The organism is Phenylobacterium sp., from assembly GCF_041920015.1.
Lineage (GTDB): Bacteria > Pseudomonadota > Alphaproteobacteria > Caulobacterales > Caulobacteraceae > Phenylobacterium.
In genome coordinates, this window is the sequence record NZ_JAYRST010000021.1 from 25,768 (window position 1) to 47,019 (window position 21,252).

At 68.6% G+C, this 21,252-nt stretch carries 22 protein-coding genes; 5 read left to right on the forward strand and 17 right to left on the reverse strand.

All coding sequences use genetic code 11. The annotated features are described in order from the left end of the window. Positions 1-5: 5 nt before the first annotated feature. The 6 genes from ACE3TL_RS06625 to lepB all read right to left on the reverse strand — a co-directional run bounded on the left by ACE3TL_RS06625 (position 6) and on the right by lepB (position 6,890). Complete coding sequence (locus ACE3TL_RS06625) at positions 6-1,340, reverse strand: serine hydrolase domain-containing protein (RefSeq protein WP_374577936.1); 1,335 nt, start codon at positions 1,338-1,340, stop codon at positions 6-8. A 71-nt stretch (positions 1,341-1,411) separates the two neighbouring features. Further along, complete coding sequence (gene parC, locus ACE3TL_RS06630; protein ID WP_374577937.1) at positions 1,412-3,661, reverse strand: DNA topoisomerase IV subunit A; 2,250 nt, start codon at positions 3,659-3,661, stop codon at positions 1,412-1,414. Between the two features lie 72 nt (positions 3,662-3,733). Beyond that, positions 3,734-4,468 (reverse strand): DNA repair protein RecO, encoded by a 735-nt coding sequence (gene recO, locus ACE3TL_RS06635; RefSeq protein ID WP_374577938.1) that lies wholly within the window; start codon positions 4,466-4,468, stop codon positions 3,734-3,736. Between the two features lie 12 nt (positions 4,469-4,480). Further along, on the reverse strand, positions 4,481-5,416 hold the full coding sequence (gene era, locus ACE3TL_RS06640; protein WP_374577939.1) for a GTPase Era: 936 nt from the start codon (positions 5,414-5,416) through the stop codon (positions 4,481-4,483). Further along, positions 5,413-6,111, reverse strand: coding sequence for a ribonuclease III (gene rnc, locus ACE3TL_RS06645; protein WP_374577940.1), 699 nt, complete (start codon positions 6,109-6,111; stop codon positions 5,413-5,415). The genes era and rnc overlap by 4 nt, the downstream gene beginning before the upstream one ends. Next, complete coding sequence (lepB, locus tag ACE3TL_RS06650; protein WP_374577941.1) at positions 6,108-6,890, reverse strand: signal peptidase I; 783 nt, start codon at positions 6,888-6,890, stop codon at positions 6,108-6,110. Before lepB ends, rnc begins: the two co-directional genes overlap by 4 nt. A 169-nt stretch (positions 6,891-7,059) precedes the next feature. On the opposite strand from lepB, the gene ACE3TL_RS06655 reads away from it, so the two are divergent. Further along, a complete protein-coding gene (locus ACE3TL_RS06655; RefSeq protein WP_374577942.1) occupies positions 7,060-7,956 on the forward strand; it encodes an EamA family transporter in 897 nt (298 codons plus the stop codon). A 4-nt stretch (positions 7,957-7,960) separates the two neighbouring features. Here ACE3TL_RS06655 and acpS read toward each other — a convergent pair whose 3' ends face one another. The 3 genes from acpS to pyrE are packed head-to-tail and all read right to left on the reverse strand — an operon-like array spanning position 7,961 to position 9,698. Beyond that, positions 7,961-8,359, reverse strand: a complete 399-nt coding sequence (gene acpS, locus ACE3TL_RS06660; protein ID WP_374577943.1) for a holo-ACP synthase — start codon at positions 8,357-8,359, stop codon at positions 7,961-7,963. Further along, positions 8,356-9,117 carry a pyridoxine 5'-phosphate synthase gene (locus ACE3TL_RS06665; protein ID WP_374577944.1) on the reverse strand — a complete coding sequence of 254 codons (762 nt, stop codon included), beginning with the start codon at positions 9,115-9,117 and terminating at the stop codon, positions 8,356-8,358. Before ACE3TL_RS06665 ends, acpS begins: the two co-directional genes overlap by 4 nt. Then, on the reverse strand, positions 9,114-9,698 hold the full coding sequence (gene pyrE, locus ACE3TL_RS06670; RefSeq protein WP_374577945.1) for an orotate phosphoribosyltransferase: 585 nt from the start codon (positions 9,696-9,698) through the stop codon (positions 9,114-9,116). The genes ACE3TL_RS06665 and pyrE overlap by 4 nt, the downstream gene beginning before the upstream one ends. 520 nt (positions 9,699-10,218) lie before the next feature. On the opposite strand from pyrE, the gene ACE3TL_RS06675 reads away from it, so the two are divergent. After that, positions 10,219-10,656 carry a CBS domain-containing protein gene (locus tag ACE3TL_RS06675; RefSeq protein ID WP_374577946.1) on the forward strand — a complete coding sequence of 146 codons (438 nt, stop codon included), beginning with the start codon at positions 10,219-10,221 and terminating at the stop codon, positions 10,654-10,656. A gap of 21 nt (positions 10,657-10,677) precedes the next feature. On the opposite strand, the gene ACE3TL_RS06680 is transcribed toward ACE3TL_RS06675, so the two are convergent. From ACE3TL_RS06680 to folK, 3 genes are all read right to left on the reverse strand, one after another. Further along, entirely contained in the window at positions 10,678-12,846 is a 2,169-nt protein-coding gene (locus tag ACE3TL_RS06680) for a bifunctional (p)ppGpp synthetase/guanosine-3',5'-bis(diphosphate) 3'-pyrophosphohydrolase (RefSeq protein ID WP_374577947.1), read from the reverse strand. 92 nt (positions 12,847-12,938) lie between these two features. Continuing rightward, positions 12,939-13,298 (reverse strand): DNA-directed RNA polymerase subunit omega, encoded by a 360-nt coding sequence (gene rpoZ, locus ACE3TL_RS06685; RefSeq protein WP_374533322.1) that lies wholly within the window; start codon positions 13,296-13,298, stop codon positions 12,939-12,941. A gap of 84 nt (positions 13,299-13,382) precedes the next feature. Then, positions 13,383-13,919, reverse strand: coding sequence for a 2-amino-4-hydroxy-6-hydroxymethyldihydropteridine diphosphokinase (gene folK, locus ACE3TL_RS06690; RefSeq protein WP_374577948.1), 537 nt, complete (start codon positions 13,917-13,919; stop codon positions 13,383-13,385). Here folK and ACE3TL_RS06695 point away from each other — a divergent pair. Together ACE3TL_RS06695 and ACE3TL_RS06700 are read left to right on the forward strand one after the other, a co-directional pair. Beyond that, complete coding sequence (locus ACE3TL_RS06695) at positions 13,918-14,520, forward strand: NYN domain-containing protein (RefSeq protein WP_374533324.1); 603 nt, start codon at positions 13,918-13,920, stop codon at positions 14,518-14,520. The two genes, folK and ACE3TL_RS06695, sit on opposite strands and share 2 nt — an antisense overlap. Continuing rightward, complete coding sequence (locus ACE3TL_RS06700; RefSeq protein ID WP_374577949.1) at positions 14,520-15,167, forward strand: uracil-DNA glycosylase; 648 nt, start codon at positions 14,520-14,522, stop codon at positions 15,165-15,167. Before ACE3TL_RS06695 ends, ACE3TL_RS06700 begins: the two co-directional genes overlap by 1 nt. On the opposite strand, the gene ACE3TL_RS06705 is transcribed toward ACE3TL_RS06700, so the two are convergent. Genes ACE3TL_RS06705 through dapA form a run of 3 tightly spaced genes read right to left on the reverse strand, consistent with a single transcriptional unit; the run spans position 15,164 to position 17,247 of the window. Next, the gene (locus ACE3TL_RS06705; RefSeq protein ID WP_374577950.1) at positions 15,164-15,907 is read right to left on the reverse strand and encodes a GNAT family N-acetyltransferase; all 744 of its coding nucleotides are present in this window, start codon (positions 15,905-15,907) and stop codon (positions 15,164-15,166) included. The two genes, ACE3TL_RS06700 and ACE3TL_RS06705, sit on opposite strands and share 4 nt — an antisense overlap. Beyond that, entirely contained in the window at positions 15,894-16,349 is a 456-nt protein-coding gene (smpB, locus tag ACE3TL_RS06710; RefSeq protein ID WP_374577951.1) for an SsrA-binding protein SmpB, read from the reverse strand. Before smpB ends, ACE3TL_RS06705 begins: the two co-directional genes overlap by 14 nt. A 13-nt stretch (positions 16,350-16,362) precedes the next feature. Continuing rightward, complete coding sequence (gene dapA / locus ACE3TL_RS06715; RefSeq protein ID WP_374577952.1) at positions 16,363-17,247, reverse strand: 4-hydroxy-tetrahydrodipicolinate synthase; 885 nt, start codon at positions 17,245-17,247, stop codon at positions 16,363-16,365. Between the two features lie 113 nt (positions 17,248-17,360). Here dapA and ACE3TL_RS06720 point away from each other — a divergent pair, with 113 nt between their 5' ends. After that, on the forward strand, positions 17,361-19,508 hold the full coding sequence (locus ACE3TL_RS06720) for a transglycosylase SLT domain-containing protein (protein WP_374577953.1): 2,148 nt from the start codon (positions 17,361-17,363) through the stop codon (positions 19,506-19,508). 5 nt (positions 19,509-19,513) lie between these two features. Here ACE3TL_RS06720 and ACE3TL_RS06725 read toward each other — a convergent pair whose 3' ends face one another. Both ACE3TL_RS06725 and ACE3TL_RS06730 read right to left on the reverse strand, forming a co-directional pair. Beyond that, positions 19,514-20,497 carry an NADPH:quinone oxidoreductase family protein gene (locus tag ACE3TL_RS06725; protein ID WP_374577954.1) on the reverse strand — a complete coding sequence of 328 codons (984 nt, stop codon included), beginning with the start codon at positions 20,495-20,497 and terminating at the stop codon, positions 19,514-19,516. A gap of 42 nt (positions 20,498-20,539) precedes the next feature. After that, complete coding sequence (locus ACE3TL_RS06730; RefSeq protein ID WP_374577955.1) at positions 20,540-21,175, reverse strand: TetR/AcrR family transcriptional regulator; 636 nt, start codon at positions 21,173-21,175, stop codon at positions 20,540-20,542. Positions 21,176-21,252: the final 77 nt, after the last annotated feature.

Consider the following 21,252-nt stretch of genomic DNA (forward strand, 5'->3'; position numbering starts at 1 on the left):
GCCAGCTACTTCGCCGGGTCCACCAGGGCCTGGTAGACCAGGGTGCGGGTCAAGTCTCCCAGGTCCTCGCCGCCCGTTCCGCCGAAGCGCTGGATCATCCCGACGAAGACGACGTCATTGGCCAGGTCGGCCCAGAACCAGGTGCCGGCCGCCCCGCCCCAGCTCAGGGTCCCCTTGCCTTCCAGCGACCCGGCCTTGCGCGGGTCGTTGACGACCATGAAGTCCAGGCCAAACCCCACCGCCTCGTTGAACGAAGCGCCGGTCGAGCCGTTGGACGACACCAGCGCCGCCTGCGGAATGGCGTTGGTCCCCATCAGCTCCACGCTGGCCGGCGAGAGGATGCGCACGCCGTCGAGTTCCCCGCCGTTGACGATCATCTGGGCGAAGCGCGCATAGTCGCCGGTGGTCGAGACCAGTCCGCCGCCACCCGACTCGAAGCCCGGCTTCTGGGTGAAGTCCTGGATCGGGAAGCCGAACGGCGTCTTGGCCTCCACGATCTTTCCGGTCTCCCGGTCGCCGATATAGACCGCCGACAGCCGCGCGGCCTTGTCCAGCGCCACCACGAAGGAGGTGTCGGCCATCTTCAGCGGCTTGAAGATGCGGCTTTCCATGAATTGGCCGAGGCTCTGGCCCGACAGCCGCTCGACGATCGCGCCCTGCAGGTCGACCGCCACCGAATAGCTCCAGCGCTTGCCCGGCTCGAACAGCAACGGCAGGGCCGCGGCCTTGGCGACCATCTCGCCGGTGGTCGGCGCACCCAGCACCCGCTGGTCGCGGAACATGACGTCGACCGGGTTCTTGTCCGACAGGCCATAGCCGAAGCCGGCTGTGTGGCTCATCAGCTCGCGCATGGTCGGCGGCCGCTTCACCGGTTCCAGGATCGGCTGGCCCTTGGCGTCCTGGCCCTTCCAGACCTTCAGGTCCTTCATCTCGGGCAGGTATTTCGTAATCGGGTCGTCCAGCCGCCAGCGCCCCTCCTCGAAGAGGATCATCATGGCGACGCCGGTGATCGGCTTGGTCATCGAATAGACGCGGAAGATGGCGTCCTTCTCCAGCGGCGCGCCGGTCTCCAGGTTCGCCTTGCCGTAGGTGTCGAAGGCCACGACCTTGCCGTGGCGCGCCAGCAGGGTCTGCACGCCGGCCACCCGGCCGTCGGCCACCACCTTGGCCATCGCCGCGTCCAGGCGCTTCAGACGTGCGGAGTCGAAGCCGACGGCCTCGGGGCTGGCGGCCGGGGCCAAAGCCGCCGCCGGTTCCCGCGCATGGACTGCGCCAGCCCCGCTCCATCCGATCGCAAGCGCCGCAAGCGCGCTCGCCAGCAGGTGTCTTTTCGCCGTCATCAGCCCCTCCCCCGGGATCGTGTTGGAGGCAGCTTAGCGTTGCAGCAGACCCCTACAACCCATCCCGCCGCCTATTTCGGCCGGAATCGCTTGCTGGCCGGAAAGCCCTTGGGCGCCAGCTTTCCGGCGGCCGAGCGCCGGCCCAGCCAGTCGCGCCACTCGCCCCAGACGCGGGTGCGGCCGGCTCCGTCGATCCAGGCTGCGCCCTCTTCAGCCTTGAACACCATGCCGTCGCGCAGGCCGCCTTCGCGATAGGTTTGCAGCTTCACGCCCTTCCCGCGCGGCATTTCGGGCAGTTCCGAGAGCGGGAAGATCAGGATCTTGCCGTTGTCGCCGATCACCGCGAAGTGGTCGCCGCTCATCGGCAGGGCGAAAGCCGCCCCCTTGGCGCCGGCGTTCAGCACCTGTTTCCCCGCCCGGCGCGCCGACAGGCACTCCTCCTCGGGCAGGATGAAGCCGTAGCCTTCCTTGGAGGCGATCACCCGCTTGGCGCCGGCCTTGAACGGGAAGATGTCGACGATGTCGACCTTGTCCTCCAGGTCGAGCATCAGACGCAACGGTTCGCCGTGCCCGCGCGCGCCCGGCAGCTTGTCGCAACCCAAGGTGAAGAACCTGCCGTCCGAGGCGAAGATCAACAGCTTGTCGGTGGTTTCGGCCGCCACGATGAAGCCGAGCTTGTCGCCCTCCTTGAACTTCAGTTCCGAGGGGTCCTCGACCTTGCCCTTGGCCGCGCGGATCCAGCCGCGCTCGGAGAGGATCACCGTGATCGGCTCGCGCACGATCATCGCCTCTATGGCCGCGTCGGCATCGACCACCGGGGCGGCGTCGAAGCTCGAGCGGCGCTTGCCGAGATTGGTGTCTGGCCCAAGGATCGCACGCACGTCCTTCAGCCCAACGCCGACCAGCCGCCATTGGGCGCGGTCCGAGGCCAGCATCTTCAGGAGGCCGTCGCGCTCCTCGACCAGTTCGGCATGCTCGCGCCGCAGCTCCATCTCCTCCAGCCGCGCCAACTGGCGCAGGCGGGTGTTGAGGATGGCGTCCGCCTGGATGTCCGAGAGGTCGAAGGCCGCGATCAGCTTGGCCTTCGGCTCGTCCTCGTAGCGGACGATGCGGATCACCTCGTCCAGGTTCAGGAAGGCGATGACCAGGCCGTCCAGGATGTGCAGGCGCGCCTCGATCTTGTCGAGGCGGAAGCGCGCGCGCCGCACCACGACCTCGCGGCGATGGTCGAGGAACGACTGCAGCAGTTGGCGCAGGCCCATGACGCCCGGCGCGCCCTTGGCGTCCAGCACGTTCATATTGACCGGGAAGCGGCTCTCCAGCGCCGAGAGCTTGAACAGGCTCTCCATCAGCACTTCGGGCTCGACGTTGCGGTTCTTGGGCTCCAGCACCAGGCGCACGTCCTCGGCGCTCTCGTCGCGCACGTCGCCCAGCAGCGGCGCCTTCTTGGTCTCGATCAGATCGGCCAGTTGCTCGACCAGGTCGGCCTTCTTCACCTGATAGGGAATCTCGGTGACGATGATCTGGTAGCCGCCGCGACCGGTGTCTTCCTTTGACCAGCGCGCGCGTACCCGCACCCCGCCGCGGCCGGTGGCGTAGGTCTCGACCAGGCTGTCGCGCGGCTCGACAATCACCCCGCCCGTCGGGAAATCCGGACCCTGGACATGCTCCATGAGCCGCGCGGTCTCGGCGTTCGGGTCCTCCAGCAGCACCAGGCAGGCGTCGATCAGTTCGGCGGCGTTGTGCGGCGGGATCGAGGTCGCCATGCCCACGGCGATGCCGCTCGATCCGTTGGCCAGCAGGTTCGGGAACCCCGCCGGCAGCACCACCGGCTCCTCGTCCTCGCCGTCATAGGTCGGGCGGAAATCGACTGCGTCCTCGTCGATGCCGTCCAGCAGCAGTTGCGCGGCCACGGTGAGCTTGCACTCGGTGTATCGCATGGCCGCGGCGTTATCGCCGTCGATGTTGCCGAAGTTGCCCTGGCCGTCGACCAGCGGATAGCGCTGGGCGAAGTCCTGGGCCAGGCGAACCAGGGCCTCGTAGACCGCGACGTCGCCGTGCGGGTGATACTTACCGATCACGTCCCCGACCACGCGCGCGCACTTCTTGGCCGTGGTGTTGGGATCGAGCCTGAGCTGGCGCATGGCGTACATCAGCCGGCGGTGCACCGGCTTCATCCCGTCGCGCACGTCGGGCAAGGCCCGGCCGGTGATGGTCGAGAGCGCGTAGGCGAGATAGCGCCGCGACAGGGCCTCGGTCAGCGGCTCGTCGATGATGCGGTCGCCCTCGCCGTCTCCGGGAGGCGGGATGTGCTTGGTCATGGTCGAATCAAACTCGCGTTTCCCGTCCGTTCTAGCGGGCGCGGGGGCGGAAGTCGCCGCGGCGCATTCCCGTCACAGCCGCTGGGCCTCGGCCAGGCGCTCCACCAGCCACACCCGCGCCGGCGGCAGCGGGCGGTTCATCGGCCCGAACACGAACAGCTCCAGGAAGTGCGCCGTCAGATCGAGCCCCGCCTTCACGTCTCCCGCCGCCAGCCCCGTCTGGGCCGACAGCATGAAGGGCGGCAGGACGAGCAGCCGGTCCTTGTAGGGCTCGCCGGCCTTGCGGCTGACCGCCCGCCCGGTGCGCGGGCTGACATAGATCAGGTCGTCCACCTCACCGGTCGCCGCGCACTTGGAGAGGTCGAGGCCGAAGCCCAGCTCCTGCAAGAGCCCAGCCTCGAACCGCACAAACACCGCCGGCCAGATGTCCGGCAGGGCCAGGGCCGCGCTCAGGGCCTCGAAGGCCAGGAAGACGCCCGGATGCGGCTCGCGCTCCGGCAGGGCGGCGCCCGCCACCGCCGCGGCCGCCGACAGGCCCGCCAGCGCCGTGCGGTCGTCGAACAACGCGGCCGGCCCCTCGCCCACCGGCTCCAGGCTGGCCGACCCGAGCTGGTCGGCGACCCGCGCGCGGTAGTGGACGAGGGTCCGCGCCCCGGCCTGCAGAAACGGCTTCATCCGCCGCGAGGCGCCGCCCGCCACATGGGCCGCATACTTGCCGTGGCGCGCGGTCAGGAGTTCGACGATCGCCCCGGTCTCACCGTGCGCGCGGGCCGAAAGCACATAGGCGTCGTCCTCGAACTCGGTCATGCGCGCCCCGCCTCAGGCGTCGAAATCCAGGCCCATGTCGCCATAGAACTCGCGCTTGTCGGCCCAGCGCTCGTCCACCTTCACGTGCAGGAAGAGGTGCACCGGCCGGTCCAGCAGCTCTGTCAGCTCCTCGCGCGACTTCTGCCCGATCCACTTCAGCGTCTGGCCGTTCTTGCCCAGCACGATCGGCCGCTGGCTTTCGCGCTCGACATAGATCGACTGCTCGATGCGCACCGAACCGTCCTTGCGCTCCTGGAACGCCGTGGTCTCCACCGCCGCGGCGTAGGGCAGTTCCTCGTGCACGCGCAGGAACAGCTTTTCGCGGGTGATCTCGGCGGCCAGCAGCCGGGCCGGCAGGTCGGCGGTCTGCTCTTCCGGATAGAGCCAGGGACTCTCCGGCATCAGCTCGGCCAGCCGCGTCTTCAGGTCGTCCACGCCTGCGCCGTCCGCGGCCGAGATCATGAAGACCTCGGAATAGACGCCGGTGTCGAACAGGCGCTGGGCCAGGCCCAGCAACCGGTCGCGCTTGACGCCGTCGATCTTGTTGAGCGCCAGGATCACCTGCTTGCCCGAGGCCTTCAGCCCCTCGATGATCGTCTCGACATCCTGGGCCGCGCGCTTGTCGGCGGCCTTGGCGCCCGGCTCGGCGGCCGCCAGCTCGGCCTGCACGTCGATCAGATGCACGGTGACGTCCGCGTCCTCGGCCCCGCCCCAGGCCGAGCGGACCATGGCGCGGTCCAGCCGCCGGCGCGGCGCGAAGATGCCGGGCGTATCGACCAGCACGATCTGCGCCTCGCCCTCCATGGCCACGCCGCGGACCGGAAAGCGGGTCGTCTGCACCTTCTGGGTGACGATGGTGACCTTGGCCCCGACCAGTCGATTGGTCAGGGTGGACTTGCCCGCATTCGGGGCTCCGATGATCGCGGCGAAGCCGGCGCGGGTGGTCATTGAGGTCCTTCTCGTTTCAACAGCATCACCAGGGCGGCGGCCTTCTCGGCTTCCTGCCGCGACCGCCCCTCGGCGAGTTCGGGATCATAGTCTCCCACCGTCACCGAGACGGTGAAAGACGGCGCGTGGTCCGGCCCCTCACGCTTTTCGACGGCATAGGCCGGCAGCGGCAGGCCGCGAGCCTGGGCCCATTCCTGGAGCTGGGTCTTCGGGTCCTTGGCCTTCGGGCCGCCCAGGCGCTCGAACTCGTCCTTCCAGAACGCCAGAAAGAAGGCGCGCGCGGCCTCCAGGCCGTCGTCCACATAGATCGCGCCAAGCAGCGCCTCGCAAGCGTCGCCCAGCACGCTGTCCTTGTCGCGCGCACCGATCTTGCTGGCGCTGAGCGCCATGCGCAGCGCATCCGGCAAGCCGATCGAGCGTGCCACCCGGGCGCAGGCGTGATAGTTCACCAGCCCGGCCATCATCCGGCTCATCTCGCCTTCGCGGGCGTCGGGATAGAGCGCCATCAGGCGCTCGGCCGCCACCAGGTTCAGCACCCGGTCGCCCAGGAACTCCAGCCGCTCGTAGTGGCGGACCTTCAGCGCGCCATCACCGACGCTGGCGTGGGTCAGGGCCCGTTCCAGCAGTTCGCGGTCATGGAACACATAACCGATGCGGCCTTCGAGTTCGGCGACCGCGACCTGGCGTCTGTTCATTTGAGGACGTTGAAGAACCGGCTGGGCCGGGCGTCCGTCACCCAGGTCCAGGGCTTGAACAGCGAGGCGCCCGTATTCCACGACAGCAGGATGATCTGCGCCTTTCCGACCAGGTTCTCGGCGGGCACGAAGCCCACGCCCTTCTCCTGCGCCGGCACGCGGCTGTCGAGGGAGTTGTCGCGGTTGTCGCCCATGAAGAAGTAATGGCCCTCGGGCACCACGAAGGTCTGGGTTTCGTCCACGTCGCCATCCGGCCCGAAGTCGTAGGTCACGAACGTCCTATCGTTCGGGAACGTCTCCTGGAAGCGCTGCACGCTGCGGGTGAAGCCATAGCCGGAGTCCATCATCACCGGCGTCAGTTCCTTGGCCGGGATCTGCTCGCCGTTCACCCACAACCGGCCCCTGCGCATCTGGATGCGGTCGCCCGGCAGGCCGATCAGGCGCTTGATGTAGTCCGTGCGGGAATCGCGCGGCAGCTTGAAGACGATGATGTCGCCGCGCTGAGGCGCACGCTCCATGATCCGTCCGTCGAACAGCGGCGGGCTGAACGGGATCGAATGGCGCGAATAGCCGTACGAGAACTTGGAGACGATGATGTAGTCGCCCTCCATCAAGGTCGGCTCCATCGAAGCCGAGGGGATGGTGAACGGCTGGAACAGCAGCACCCGCAGGAACAGCGCGATCAACAGCGCATAGGCGACCGTCTTGACGATCTCGACGAAGTCATTGACGCCGCTGGCGTTTTGCTGATTTCCCGCGATCTGCGCGCGATCGGTCATCTGTCTTCCTTGTCCTGGGGAGCGGACGTGCCGCCTAGCTAGACGCTGCCTGCGCCTGCGGCAAGCGGCGCTGCAAGACCTGCGCCCGTGGGAGTACGAGAGGCATTTCCCCGCCTGGCCGCGCTTTTCGGGCCTTGCGGGGGCGAAATCACGACCTATCAAGACGCCCATGCATCGATCGACCCTGCCGCTGTCGCACGTCCTTCTTGCGCTCGCGGTGGTGGCCGTCTGGGGCACGAATTTCGTGGTCATCCGCATCGGACTCGACCACCTGCCGCCGCTGACCTTTGCGGTGCTGCGCTTCACCTTCGCCCTGGCGCCGGCGGTGTTCTTCCTGAAGCGCCCGGCGGTTCCCTGGCGCAACCTCGCCGCCTACGGCGTGCTGATCGGAGCCGGCCAGTTCGGCCTGCTCTATATCGCCATCAACGGCTTCATCTCGCCCGGCCTGGCCTCGCTGGTGGTGCAGACCCAGGTGTTCTTCACCATCGGCCTGGCCATGTGGCTGAGCAAGGAGCGGGTGCGGACCTTCCAGATCGTCGCCCTCGCCCTGGCCGCCGCAGGCCTGGCGGTGATCATGGCGCACAATTCCGACGCCTCGGCCACGCCGCTCGGCCTCATCCTGATCCTCGGCGCGGCGGCGAGTTGGGCGGGCGGCAACGCCTTTTCCCGCGCCGCCGGCCAGGTGAACATGCTGGCCTATGTGGTCTGGGCCAGCCTGTTCTCGGTCCCGCCCCTGCTGATCCTGGCCCTGGCGTTCGAGGGACCGGCGCGGATGATCGAGGGCGTGCGCGCCGCCGACGCCGCCACCTGGGCCGCGGTGCTGTGGCAATCGGTGGGCAACACGCTCTTCGGATACGCCGCCTGGGGCTGGCTGCTCTCGCGCCACCCGGCTGCGACCATCACCCCGATGGCCATGCTGGTGCCGGTGTTCGGCATGGGCGCCTCGGCGATCTTCCTCGGCGAAAGCCTGCCGGCCTGGAAGCTGCTCGCCGCCGCGCTGGTGATGAGCGGCCTGGCTCTCAACATCTTCTGGCCCCGCCTGCAACAGCGGCTGGCCCAGGCCTGAACGCCTATTCCGGCACGGCCTCGATGATCACGAAGGCCTGGGCGTAGGGATGGTCGTCGGTCAACGACAGGTGGATCACCGCCTTGCAGCCGGCCGGCGTCATCGCCGCCAGCCGCTCGGCCGCTCCGCCGGTCAGGGCCATGGTCGGCTGGCCCGAGCGCATGTTGACCACCCCCATGTCGCGCCAGAAGACTCCGGCCCGCATGCCGGTCCCCAGCGCCTTGGCGCAGGCCTCCTTGGCCGCAAAGCGCTTGGCGTAGCTGGAGGCGCGATCGGGCTTGCGTTCCGAACGCGTCCGCTCGATCTCGGTGAAGATGCGGTGGGTGAAACGATCGCCGAACCGCTCCAGCGTCTCGGCCACGCGGCGGATGTCGGAGAGGTCCGACCCGATGCCGACGATCACGCCGCTCTCCCCGACGCGCGCGCCTCGTCCATCAGCGCCCGCATGCGCTGGATCGCCGCCGTCAGCCCGACGAAGATCGCTTCGCCGATCAGGAAGTGGCCGATGTTCAGCTCGGTCACCTGAGGGATGGCCGCGATCGGTTTGACGGTCTCATAGTCGATGCCGTGGCCGGCATGGACTTCCAATCCTATGCGCCCAGCTTCGGCGGCCGTGGCGCGCAGGCTTTCCAGCAGGGCCGGCGCCTGTGGCGACCGCTCGCGGACCGCGTCGCAATAGGCGCCGGTGTGCAGTTCCACCACCTGCGCGCCCATCGCCTTCGCCGCCGCGGCCTGGGCCGGGTCGGCGTCGATGAAACATGAAACCCGCACTCCTGCCGCGGCCAATCTGGCCACCACCGGCGCGATGTGGTTGTGGCCGCCGACCACGTCGAGGCCGCCCTCGGTCGTGCGCTCCTCGCGCCGCTCGGGCACCAGGCAAGCCGCGTGCGGCAGGTGCGACAGGGCGATGGCCTCCATCTCGTCCGTCACCGCCATCTCGAAGTTCAGCGGCCGGCCGCGCTTGCGCGTCACCGCCGCCAGTGCCTCGATGTCGGCGTCTGAGATGTGGCGCCGATCCTCGCGCAGATGGGCGGTGATCCCATCCGCCCCCGCGGCGATGGCCAGTTCGGCGGCCCGCACCGGATCGGGATAGTCTCCGCCCCTGGCGTTACGGATGGTCGCCACATGGTCGATGTTCACGCCCAGCCGCAGCTTGCTCACTTGTTCAGTCTCCGGCTGCCGGGGTCCTCGACCGGGATCGCCGCCAGTTCCGGCGGCAACTGGTCGGCCGGGTAGGCCGGCACGTCCAGCCGGGCCAGCGCCACGAACGGCGCGCCAGGATCGGCCCGGCCGCCCGAGCGGTCGACGATGCAGGCCGCCACCACCACGTTCCCGCCCGCCTTGCGGATGGCCTCAACGCACTCGCGCGAGGAAAGGCCGGTCGAGACGATGTCCTCGACCATCGCGATCCGCGCGCCCTCGGGAATGGCGAAGGCCCGGCGCAGCTTGAACTCGCCGCCCTCGCGCTCGACGTACATCGACGGAACGCCCAGGTGCCGCGCGGTCTCGTAGCCCGGAATGATCCCGCCCACGGCCGGCGAGATACAGTAGTCGACCTCGCCCACCGCTTCTCTGATCTTGCCGGCCAGCGCCTTGCACAGCCGCTCGGTGCGGTCGGGATACTGGAAGACCAGGTTCTTCTGGAGGAAGGTCCCCGAATGCAAGCCGCTCGACAGGACGAAGTGGCCTTCGCGCAGGGCGCCGGCGGCGCGGAATTCGTCCAGGACGTCTTGCGTGTTCATGTAGGATCTCCTCGCCTGCGGCTTACCCAAGCGCCGCGGCCCTGTCATCGGCCAATTCACGCCCAGGCGACCCATCTTCCCCCCCGCACGACCGACAGGCTGCTGCGGCGATAGCGCGCAGGGCGGAACTCCGCGGCGCCGCCGCGTGTTGAACAGGACGTCCACGCCAGGACGTACCGATCCCGAAACGCAAAGCTCGATCGGATCGAAGCCCAGGAGCCCTCGAAGCTCCTGGGCTTCGCCATATCTGCTCGCCTGCGTGAAATTTTCTCGCCGCCCGCGGAACCCGCCGCCCCGCCCGGCCGTTGATTGACCGGTCGGAGATGAAAATCGAAGACCAAGCCCGGCCAATCATCCAGCGATGGAAAACGATAGTCGGACTGGAAGCCCGGTGGGTCCTATGACCCCCGGGCTTCGCTGTTTTCAGCCCTCGCGATTTCGGAACAACAGGCTGCATGACCCCGTTGTCCTGGGCAGGCCCGCCATGGTGGCCGGCCGTTCCCGACAATGGAGCTTTCCCATGAAGGTCAGCGACTGCATGACCCGAGACGTCCAGATGACCAGCCCGGAGGAGACGCTTCGCGACGCGGCCCAGGCGATGGTCAGGCTGGATGCGGGCGTCCTGCCCGTGAGCGAAGGCGACCGGCTCGTCGGCATGATCACCGACCGCGACATCGCCGTCCGCGGCGTCGCCGAGGGGCGCGGCCCCGACACCAAGGTCGCCGAGGTGATGAGCCGGGAAGTCATGTACTGCTACGAAGACGAGGACAGCGCCACGGTTCTGCGCAACATGGGCGACATCCAGGTCCGGCGCCTGCCGGTGCTCAATCGTGACAAGCGGCTGATCGGCATCGTTTCCTTGGCCGACCTGGTCGCGTCGGGCCACACCGCCAAGGCCGGCGAGGCGCTCGGCGGCATCGTTCGCCCGGGCGGCGAACACTCCCAGTCGATCCACTGAAGATCGGCGGCGGCCGGGCCTTCAGCCCTTGGCCCGGTCGACCGTCTCGATGCTCGGATTGGCCCGCAGCGCCGCGGCGATATGGGTCAGGTGCTTGGCGTCCTTCACCTCGACATCGAAATCAACGTCGAAGAAGTCCGACTGGCGCCGGTGCATGCGCAGGTTGACGATATTGCCGCCGGCCTCGCCGATCGCCGTGCAGGCCTGGCCGAGCACGCCCGGCGCGTTGCGGATGGTGGCCGTCAGCTTCGACAGCGTGACGGTGTTGCGCTCGGCCTCCGGCGTCCATTGCAGGTCGCGCCACAGGTGTTCGCGGTCCTCGAACTCGGCCAGCTTGGCGCAGTCGATGGTGTGCACGGTCAGACCGGTGCCGTCAGGCTCCAGGATGCCGACGATCCGGTCGCCCGGAACCGGCGTGCAGCACTGGCCGAAGTTCAGCGAGACGCCGGGCGTCAGCCCTCCACCCCGCACATAGAGCCTTGCGCCCTTGCCGCCCTCGATGCGGCGGGTGGCGGTCGCCGCCTCCCGCTCGGCCGCCTTCAGGCCTGGGAAGATCACGTCCAGCACCTGGGTCGGGGAGATGCGGCCGCGTCCGACCAGTTCGAACAGGTCGTCCTCGCTCGCCACTGCGAAGCGCTCCAGCGACGGCTTGAGCTGGACGTCCTTGCGCAGTTTGCCGGCGCGCTCGAACGTCTGGTCGACGCTCGCCCGGCCCAGGCGGATGAACTCTTCCCGCTCGGTCTGGCGGATATGGCGACGGATCGCCGAGCGCGCCCGGCCGGTGACGGTGAGCGAGCGCCAGTCCGGCGGCACCACCGGCTTGGTCCCGCGGATCACCTCCACCACGTCGCCGTTCTGCAGCGCCGTCCGCAGCGGCTTGAGCTCGCCGTTGATCTTCACCCCGATGCAGGTGTCGCCCACGTCGGTGTGGACGGCGTAGGCGAAGTCCAGCGGCATGGCCCCGCGCGGCAGGCTGACCAGCCGGCCCTTGGGCGTGAACACGAACACCTGGTCGAGGTACATTTCGAGCTTGGCGTGCTCGACCAGTTCCTCGACGTCGCCGCCGTGCTCCAGCACCTGCACAAGATGGCGCAGATTGACCAGCGGGTCGCGACCGCCGCCGGCGGCCTGGGACTCGGGATCGAAGCCGTAGGACGAGTTCTTGTAGCGCCAGTGGGCGGCGACCCCGTCCTCGGCGATGCGGTCCATGGTCTCGGTGCGGATCTGCATCTCGATCCGCATGCCCTTGGGCCCGACCACGGTGGTGTGCAGCGAGCGGTAGTTGTTCCGCTTCGGAGTCGAGATGTAGTCCTTGAACCGCTCGGGCACGCTCGGCCAAGCGCGGTGGATGACGCCCAGCGCCGCATAGCAGTCCGTCTCGCTGTCGACGATCACCCGGAAGGCGTAGATGTCGGAAAGCTGCGAGAAGCCGATCGACTTGCGCTGCAGCTTGCGCCAGATCGAATAGGCGTTCTTTTCCCGTCCGAAGACCCGCGCCGAAATGCCGGCCGCCTCCAGCCGGGCGGTGATTTCGCCCGAGACGATCGAGACGGCCGCCCCCTGCTCGATCCGCAGCGCTTCCAGCCGCCGGCCGATGGCGTCGCGCGCAACCGGGTTCAGATGCTCGAAGCACAGCTCTTCCAGCTCGGTGCAGATTCGGTGACAGCCGATGGAGCGCGCCAGGGGCGCATAGATGTCCAGGGTCTCGCGCGCGATGCGCTCGCGCTTGGCGGGGCTGGAGATGTACTGCAGCGTCCGCATGTTGTGCAGGCGGTCGGCCAGCTTGACCATCAGGACGCGCACGTCCTTGGAAATCGCCAGGATGAACTTGCGCAGGTTCTCGGCCTGCTTGGTCCGCTCGCTGTTCAGCTCCAGCTTGGTGAGCTTGGTGACCCCCTCGACCAGCTCGGTGATCTCGGGCCCGAACAGGGCGCGGATATCGTCGGGCGTGGCCGAGGTGTCCTCGATCACGTCATGCAGCAGGGCCGTGACGATGGTCGCGGTGTCCAGCCGGTAGTCGGTCAGGATGCCCGCCACCTCGATGGGGTGCGCGAAATAGGGATCGCCGGACGCGCGCTTCTGCGATCCATGCATCCGCATGGCGTAGACATAGGCGCGGTTCAGCACCGCCTCGTCGGCGGTCGGATCGTAGGAGCGGACCTTTTCGATCAGCTCGTACTGGCGAAGCATCTTCGGCCGCGACTTGGCGACCGGCGCGTCGGATTTATCGGCGGGACTGTCTGGCACCGCCGTGACAGTGAGAGGGTCTGCGCCGTCCGGGCTCAGTACCGCTCCTCCTGGCCGCCGTCGCGGTCGCTCTGCAGCGCGCGGACCAGTTCCAGCTCGCTCATCTGCATGTGGGTCGGATCGGCCAGCAGGGCGAGGGTTTCAGCCTCTTCCTCGGCTTCCGAGCGTTCGTCGACGCGTTGCAGCGTACCGATCAGGTTTTCCCGCAGTTCCTCGGCGTCCACCACGTCGTCGGCGATTTCGCGCAGCGAAACGACGGGGTTCTTGTCGTTGTCGCGATCGACCATCAACTGGGCGCCGGCCGAAATGGCGCGGGCGCGATGGGCCGCCAGCAGCACGAGGCTGAAGCGATTGGGGACCTTCTCGACGCAATCTTCGACGGTGACGCGGGCCATGGATTCCTCAACGGGGCGGTAGAACCGCACAAAATAGAGATTTCCTGCCGATTGTGCAACGCCGCATGCCGCGCGGCAGGCAGATCAGGCCGGGCGTGCGTCGCGCCCCACGCTCGCCTGGGCCGCCAGCTCCGCCGCAGTCCTGCCCAGCACCGGATGACGCCAGTCCGGCGCGATCTCGGCCAGCGGCCCCATCACGAACAGTCGCTCGTGCGCGCGCGGGTGCGGCAGGGTCAGTTCAGGGGCTTGCGAGACGATTCGCCCATGGGCGATCAGGTCCAGATCCAGCGTTCGCGGCGCATTGCGCACGCTCCGCTCCCGTCCGAACTGGTTTTCCAGCGTGAACAATGTTCGGATAAGCGCCTGCGGCTCCAGGCGAGCCTCGACAAGCACGACGCCGTTGCGATACTCCTGGGCGCTCGGGTCGGGCCAGGCGGCGGAGCGCCACCAGGACGACCGACGCAGGATGGGCAATCCCGCCGCCGCGAAACGAGCAAGCGCCGCCTCGAGAAGGGCTTCGGACGTTCCATAGCCGCCAGGCATATTTCCGCCCAAGGCGACAACAGCAGCATCGTCCGGAACGACGCCCAGAGACATTTTCGCAGGATTTTCCGCACTCATGACTTTTTACCCCACGGACAGGCTGGCGCTCTTCATCGACGGAGCGAACCTGTACTCCGCGGCCAAGGGGCTCGGCTTCGATATCGACTATCGCAAGCTGCTGGAAGAGTTCCGCAAGCGCGGCGTCCTCGTGCGCGCCTATTACTACACCGCGCTGGTCGAGGATCAGGAGTATTCGCCGATCCGCCCGCTGGTCGATTGGCTCGACTACAACGGCTTCCGCCTGGTGACCAAGCCGGCGCGCGAATACACCGACGCGCAGGGTCGCAAGCGCTGGCGCGGCGACATGGATGTCGAAATCGCCGTCGACATGATGGAAATGGCCAGCAACGCCGACCATCTGGTGCTGTTCTCCGGTGACGGCGATTTCCGCGTACTGGTCGAGGCGGTGCAGCGCAAGGGCGCGCGCGTGACCGTGGTCTCCACCGTCAAGTCTCAGCCGCCGATGGCCTCCGACGACCTGCGCCGCCAGGCCGACAACTTCGTGGATCTGGCCGACCTCGCCGATATCATCGGCCGGCCCTCGCGCCTGCCGCGCTTCATCCAGGAAAGCCGCGCCGCCCGCGACGAGCACGGCCAAGACGTCGACGCCGAATACTGATGTCGGTCGAACTCTGGGGCGCCGAGCCGCCCCGCGACTGCCCGCTCTGCCCGCGGCTGGTGGCTTATCGCGCCGCCAACGCCGCCCAGAATCCCGACTGGTGGAACGGTCCGGCCCCGTCTTTCGGAGACCCGGCCGCGCGCCTGCTCGTCGCGGGTCTGGCGCCCGGCCGCACCGGCGCCAACCGCACCGGCCGCCCCTTCACCGGCGACCATGCCGGCTGGATGCTCTACGACACCCTGACCAAGACCGGCTTCGCCAACGGCAGGTTCGACGCGCGCACCGACGACGGGCTGGAACTCGCCGACTGCATGGTCACCAACGCCGTGCGCTGCGCCCCGCCCGGCAACAAGCCCGAGACCAGCGAAGAGGCGACCTGCCGCCCCTTCCTGACCCAGCGGCTGAAGGACCTGCCGAACCTCAAGGTCATCGTCACCCTGGGCGATGTCTCGCGGCGCAACGTATTGAAGGCCATCGGGCTCAAGGCTTCGGCCGGTCCGCCCGGCCATGGGACCGAATTCCAGGCCGGCCCCTATGTGATCCTCAACAGCTACCACTGCTCGCGCCTTAACACGAACACCGGCCGCCTGACCGCCGAAATGTTCGAAGCGGTGTTCCGCCGCGCCCGCGAACTGGTCGAGGCCTAGCTCCGACTCCAATAGAAATACCGCCACGCCGCTTCGAATCCCGCGCGCCGATAGAGGCTGCGGGCGCCGGCGTTGCCCTCCTCCACCTGCAGGAAGACCCGCTCGATCCCGCGCGCCTGGGCGGCCAGGGCCAGACCCGCCAGCACCCGGCCGGCCAGGCCCTCGCCTCGCCGCGTCGCCCGAGTGCGCATGCCGTGCACGCTGGCCCAGCCGTGGCCGAAGGCCGCCGCGCCGACCGCCAGGACGTCGGCGCCCTGCGCGATCGCGCCATAGACCGCGTCCGGCGAGCGCGTCAGGGCGGCCACGCGGCTGGCGCCGTCGACCGGATCGAAGCCCTCGCTGGTGAAGACCGCCGCCCAGCCCTCGCCCGGCGCCTCGGCTGTCAAAGCCGGCTCACCTCGGGCCGCCGCGATCATGCCAGCAGCCGCGCCGACCTTCACCAGGGTCAGCTGCTCGGGACGATAGCCTCGCCGCGCCAGTTCGGTGCGCACGTCCTCCAGGCCGGGAACATCGGCGATGCGGAAGGCAGGCGCCCGCCCGTGCGCCTCATAGGCCGCCTCTATGGCGTCGAAAGTCGCCGGATCGGCCGCCAGATCACGGCTGAGCGGCGCCGCGCTGGCGGCGCGCCGAATGGTCCCCGGGTCGAGCGCGACCAGCCAACCGCCGATCTCCAACGCCGCCTGCGGGGCGACCGCCGCAACGGTGGCCCGTTCGATCGCTTCGACGTCAGCCCTTGTCACGCAGCAGCCGGGCCTTGTCGCGCTGCCAGTCGCGTTCGGCGGTCGCCTCGCGCTTGTCGTGCAGCTTCTTGCCCTTGGCCACAGCGATCTCCAGCTTGGCCAGCCCCTTGTCGCTCCAATAGAGCTTGGTCGGGATGATCGTGCGGCCTTCGCGCTGCACCGCCCCGATCAGCCGGTCGAGCTGCTTGCGGTGCAGCAGCAGTTTCCGATGCCGTCTCGGCTCGTGGTTGAAACGGTTGGCCTGGGCGAAGGGCGGGATGTCGGCGTTGATCAACACCACCTCGTCGCCCTCCACCGAGACGTAGGATTCAGCGATGTTGGCGCGACCGGTGCGCAGCGACTTGACCTCCGATCCGGTCAGGACCAGGCCCGCCTCGAAGGGCTCTTCGAGGAAGTAGTCGTACCGCGCGCGGCGGTTCTCGGCGATGGTCTTGCCGGCCACTAGATCACGCTCATCAGAGGACGCCGGCCTCCCTCATCGCCGCCAGCACCTCGGCCCGCGAGGCCTCCGAAGCCGGAACGATGGGCAGGCGCGCATCCTCCAGGCAAAGGCCCAGATGCGCCAGGGCGAACTTGGTCGGCGCGGGCGAGGCGTCCGAGAACAGCGACCTGTGGAGGCGGAACAACCGGTCCTGCCAGTAGAGCGCGGTCTTCCAGTCGTCGCCCAGCGCGGCGTTGTAGAAGGTGGCGCAGAGGTCCGGCGCGATATTGGCCGTCACCGAGATGCAGCCGACCCCGCCATGGGCCATGTAGCCGAGCGCGGTCAGGTCGTCGCCGGAGAGCAGAATCCAGTCCTCGCCGCACGACTGGCGCTGCACCGTGGCGCGGGTCATGTCGCCGGTGGCGTCCTTGATCCCGACGATATTGGGCAGCTTGGAGAGCCGCGCCAGCGTCTCGTTGGAGATGTCCACCGACGTGCGGCCAGGCACGTTGTAGACCAGCACCGGCAACTGCACCGCTTCGTTGATCGCCGCATAGTGGGCGTAGAGGCCCTCCTGGCTGGGGCGGTTGTAATAGGGCGTCACCACCAGGGCGGCGTCGGCGCCGATCGCCTTGGCGTGGGCGACCAGCTCTATGGCTTCCTCGGTGGAGTTGGAGCCCGCGCCGGCGATCACCGGCACGCGGCCGGCCGCGGTCTTCACCGCCAGTTCGACCACGCGCCGATGCTCGTCGTGCGACAGGGTCGCGGTCTCCCCGGTGGTTCCCACGGGCACGACGCCGTGGACGCCGCCGGCGATCTGGCGCTCGACCAGGGCGACAAAGGCTTTCTCGTCCACGGCCCCGTCGCGGAACGGAGTGACGAGGGCAGGCATCACGCCCTTGAACAAGGAATCTGACATGGTCTGCAAAAAGCCGTGAAAGCGAGGCCAGTTGTTGCGGCCTCAAGATTTGGGCGGACAATATGGCGGCGCGGCCCTGCGCTGCAACATCGTTTCGACTGGAGTTCGTCACCTTGGCTTCCAAGGCCCGTAAAGCGTTTCTGACCACCGCCTCGATCACCCTGCTCGCCTCGATGGCCGGCGCGCAGGCCCCGACTCAGGGCGCGCCGGCGCAAGGGCCCTATCGCCCCTTCTCGGAGGGGCCGCGACCGATCGAACTGACCCAGACACCGCCCGCCGCCGCTTCGCACATGCTCTCGCAGACCGACGCGGCGACCCTCGGCTCGGCCCTGGGCGCAGCGCGCCGCGGCGACGTGACCAATGCGCGCGCCGCCATCGCCGCCCTCGCCGACCCGGTCGCGCGCAAACTGGCTACGTGGGCGCTGGTCGATGCGGCCGCGGACTCCCTGTCGTTCTTCGAGGTGGACCAGGCTCGCCGCGACCTCGCCGGCTGGCCGCGAGGCGCACGCCGTCAGATCGCCGCCGAGAAGCTGCTGGAGACCTCAGGCCAGAGTCCGGCCCAGATCATCGCCTGGTTCGGCGGCGGCGAGCCCCAGACCGCCGAGGGCGCCATGGCCCTGGCCAGCGCCTGGCAGGCGACCGGCCGCCAGAAGGAAGCGCAGGATCTCATCCGCCGCACCTGGCGCGACAAGATCTTCGAGGTCGGGCCGCAGCGCGCCATGCTGGCCCGGTTTGGAACCTGGCTGACCGCGGACGACCACGCCCGCCGCGCCGACATCCTGCTTTACGGCGCCCAAGGGCCGGCAGCGCGCGAGATGTTGCCCCTCCTTGCCCCCGACCAGCTCCAGCTCGCCCAGGTCCGGATGGCCTTCCGTTCGGGCGCAGCCAGTGCGAACGACCAGGCCTCGGCCCTGCCCGGCGCCCTGGCGCGCCACCCGGGCGTCGCCTTCGAACGCGCCAGCTACTATCGCCAGCGCAATCTTGAGACACTGGCCCTGGCCAATGTGCCAGGCTTCCCCGCCGACGTGGCGCACGGCGACATGGCCGATCGCATCTGGGCCGAACGCTACCGCCTGATCCTCTTCGCCCTGAAGAACGGCGACTCCGCCGGCGCCTATACGGCCGCGGCCAACAGCGGCCTGACCTCCGGCGGCCCGGCCGCCGACGCCGAATTCTATGCCGGCTGGATTGCGCTGACGCGCCTCAAGGACCCGAAGAAGGCCGCCGTCCACTTCGCCAACCTCGAAAAGATCGGCCAGTCGCCGATCACCCGCGGCCGCGCCCTCTACTGGCTGGGCCGCAGCGCCGAGGCCCGCGGCGACCAGACGGCCGCTCAAGGCTTCTACGCCCAGGGCGCGGAGTACTATACGACCTTCTACGGCCAGCTCGCCGCCGAGAAGCTGGGCCGCAAGCTGATCCTCGGTTCGGACCCTCAGCTTACCGAAGCCGACCGCGCCCGGTTCGAGGCGCGCGAGACGGTGCGGGCCATGCGGCTGCTCTACGACATCGGCGAGCGAAATCTCTTCAAGACCTTCGCCCTGGCGCTCGACGACGTGCTGCCGACGCTCGAGGAACAGGCGCTGCTGGTCGACCTGGTGCGCGGCTACGGCGACCAGGACACCTCGATGAAGGTGGTCCGCGGCGCCGCCCAGCGAGGCTTCATCCTGCCTGAGCGCGGCTATCCGACCCGCAATCCGCCCGCCGTCTCCGGCGCGCCCGAACTGGCGCTCACCCTGGGCATCACCCGCCAGGAAAGCGGCTTCGATCCGTCGGTGCGCTCGGGCGCTGATGCGCGCGGCATGATGCAGCTTCTGCCCGCCACCGCCGCCAGCGTCGCCCGCGGCCTGGGCATGAGCTACCAGGCCTCGATGCTCTACGACGCCGACTACAACATGCAGCTTGGCCAGGCCTTCCTCGGCCACCAGATCAGCAACTTCTCCGGTTCCTACCCGATGGCCATAGCCGCCTACAACGCCGGCCCCGGCCGCCCGCCTCAGTGGGTGACCTTCTGCGGCGATCCCCGCGGGGCGGCGACCGATCCCATCGACTTCATCGAGTGCATCCCGTTCTCGGAAACCCGCAACTACGTGATGCGGGTCATGGAGGGCATGCAGGTCTATCGCGCGCGGCTGGGCGGCGGCTCGGCCCCGATCACCCTCAGCGCCGATCTCAAGCGCGGCGCCTACGGCTCCTATGCCGGATCGGTCGCATCGGGCCAGTTGCCGATCGCGGCCAGCAATACGCCGATCCCCAATCCCTGAGCCGCTCAGGAAAGCTCGGCGACCTCCAATACCGTCTTGCCCAAGCCTTGGCCCGAAAGGGCGAAGGTCAGGGCCCCGGCGAAATCCTCCAGCGCAAAGGTCCGGCCCACCGGCGGGGAGAGCCGCCCCTCCGCCGCCCAGCCCAACAGCCGGTCCAGATGGGCCCGGCCCAGCTCGGGCTCGAACAGCAGGAACTGGCGCACGTCCACCCCGACCAGGGCAGCGCCCTTCATCAGCGGCAGATTGGTCGGCAGGCTGGGAATCGGTCCGCCCACGAAGCCCAGAACCAGATGGCGCCCGCGCCAGCTCAGCGAGCGGAAGGCCGGCTCGAACAACGGGCCGCAGACCGGATCGAACACCACGTCCGGCCCGCGTCCGCCGCATGCGGCCTTGAGCCGATCGCGCCAGCCCTCGACCTCGGTGTCCAGGACCTCATCGGCGCCCAAGTCGCGGCAGAAGGCCCGCTTTTCCTCGGTCGAGGCCGCTGCGACCACCCTGGCGCCCATCAACCGGGCGACCTGCACCGCCGCGGCGCCCAATCCGCCAGCCGCGCCCAGAACCAGCACGGTCTCTCCGGCCTTCAGGGCCGCCCGGTCGTCCAACCCGTGCAAGGCCGTGACGTAGTTGATGTGAAATCCGGCCGCCTGCCCGAAGGCCATACGGTCGGGAATCTTGCGCACCACCGCGGCGGGCGCGGTCGCCCTCTCGGCGAAGCCGCCGCGAACGGTGGCCATCACTCGGTCGCCGATCTCGATCCCTTCGGTACCGGCCCCGACCTCCAGGACTCGGCCGGCGATTTCCTGTCCCGGCGTGTGCGGCAGCGGCGGCTTGACCTGATATCGGCCCAGGGCGACCAGCGCATCGACATAGCCGACGCCGCAGGCGGCGATCTTAATCAGCACCTCGCCGGCCTGGGGCTCGGGGCCGGGCGCATCGACCAGCCGGTAGTCTTCGATGGACGCCAGCGTCCTGGCCTCGATCTTCCGCATGCCGCCCCTCGCTTGCATCCCGGCCCGGAACTCCGGCCGAAGCTAGTCGATCACAAGCCCATGCAGCAGGGCGTCGAGCGTGACCGCAATCAGCTCCTCGCGCGGCGCCCAGGCGAACTTCGGACGGGTTATGCCCAGCATCACCACGCCATGGCACGAGGCCCACAGCGCCTGGGCGGCGGAATCGGCCGCGCCGGTGCGCAGCCGCCCTTCGGCGGCGATCTCACGGACCACGCCCGAGAACACATCGTAGCACTGCGATCCCAGGTCGGCGGTCATCTCCTCCTCGCCGATGTTGGGCGGCAGGCGGCCGATATTGGAGAACACCAGTTCGTAGGCGTTGGGATGGTCGAAGCCCCAGAGCATGTAGGTTTCGAGCATCAGCTTGACGCGATTGACCGCATCCATCGGCTTGGCGGCGATCTCGGCGTTGCGCTCCAGGAGCTGGCGGATCGTCGCCTGGCAGATCTCCAGGAGGATGCCGCTCTTGTCGGGAAAGTGCATGTAGAGCGCGGTCGACGAGACGCCGACCTCGTCGGCGATCTTGCGAATCGTCGCGCCCTCATAGCCCTCGGCGACGAAAATCCGTTCGGCGGCCTCGAGGATTTCCGCCCGCCGCATGTGGCCGTCGCCCTTGGCTTTCCGAGCCGAGCGTCGCGTGGTCACTGCTGTGGTCACCGGTTTCCTTCCGAGTCCATCCTGTAACAAGCGGAGACCAAAACAGCTTCGGTTGCAAGTCTGCAACGGATGAAAGG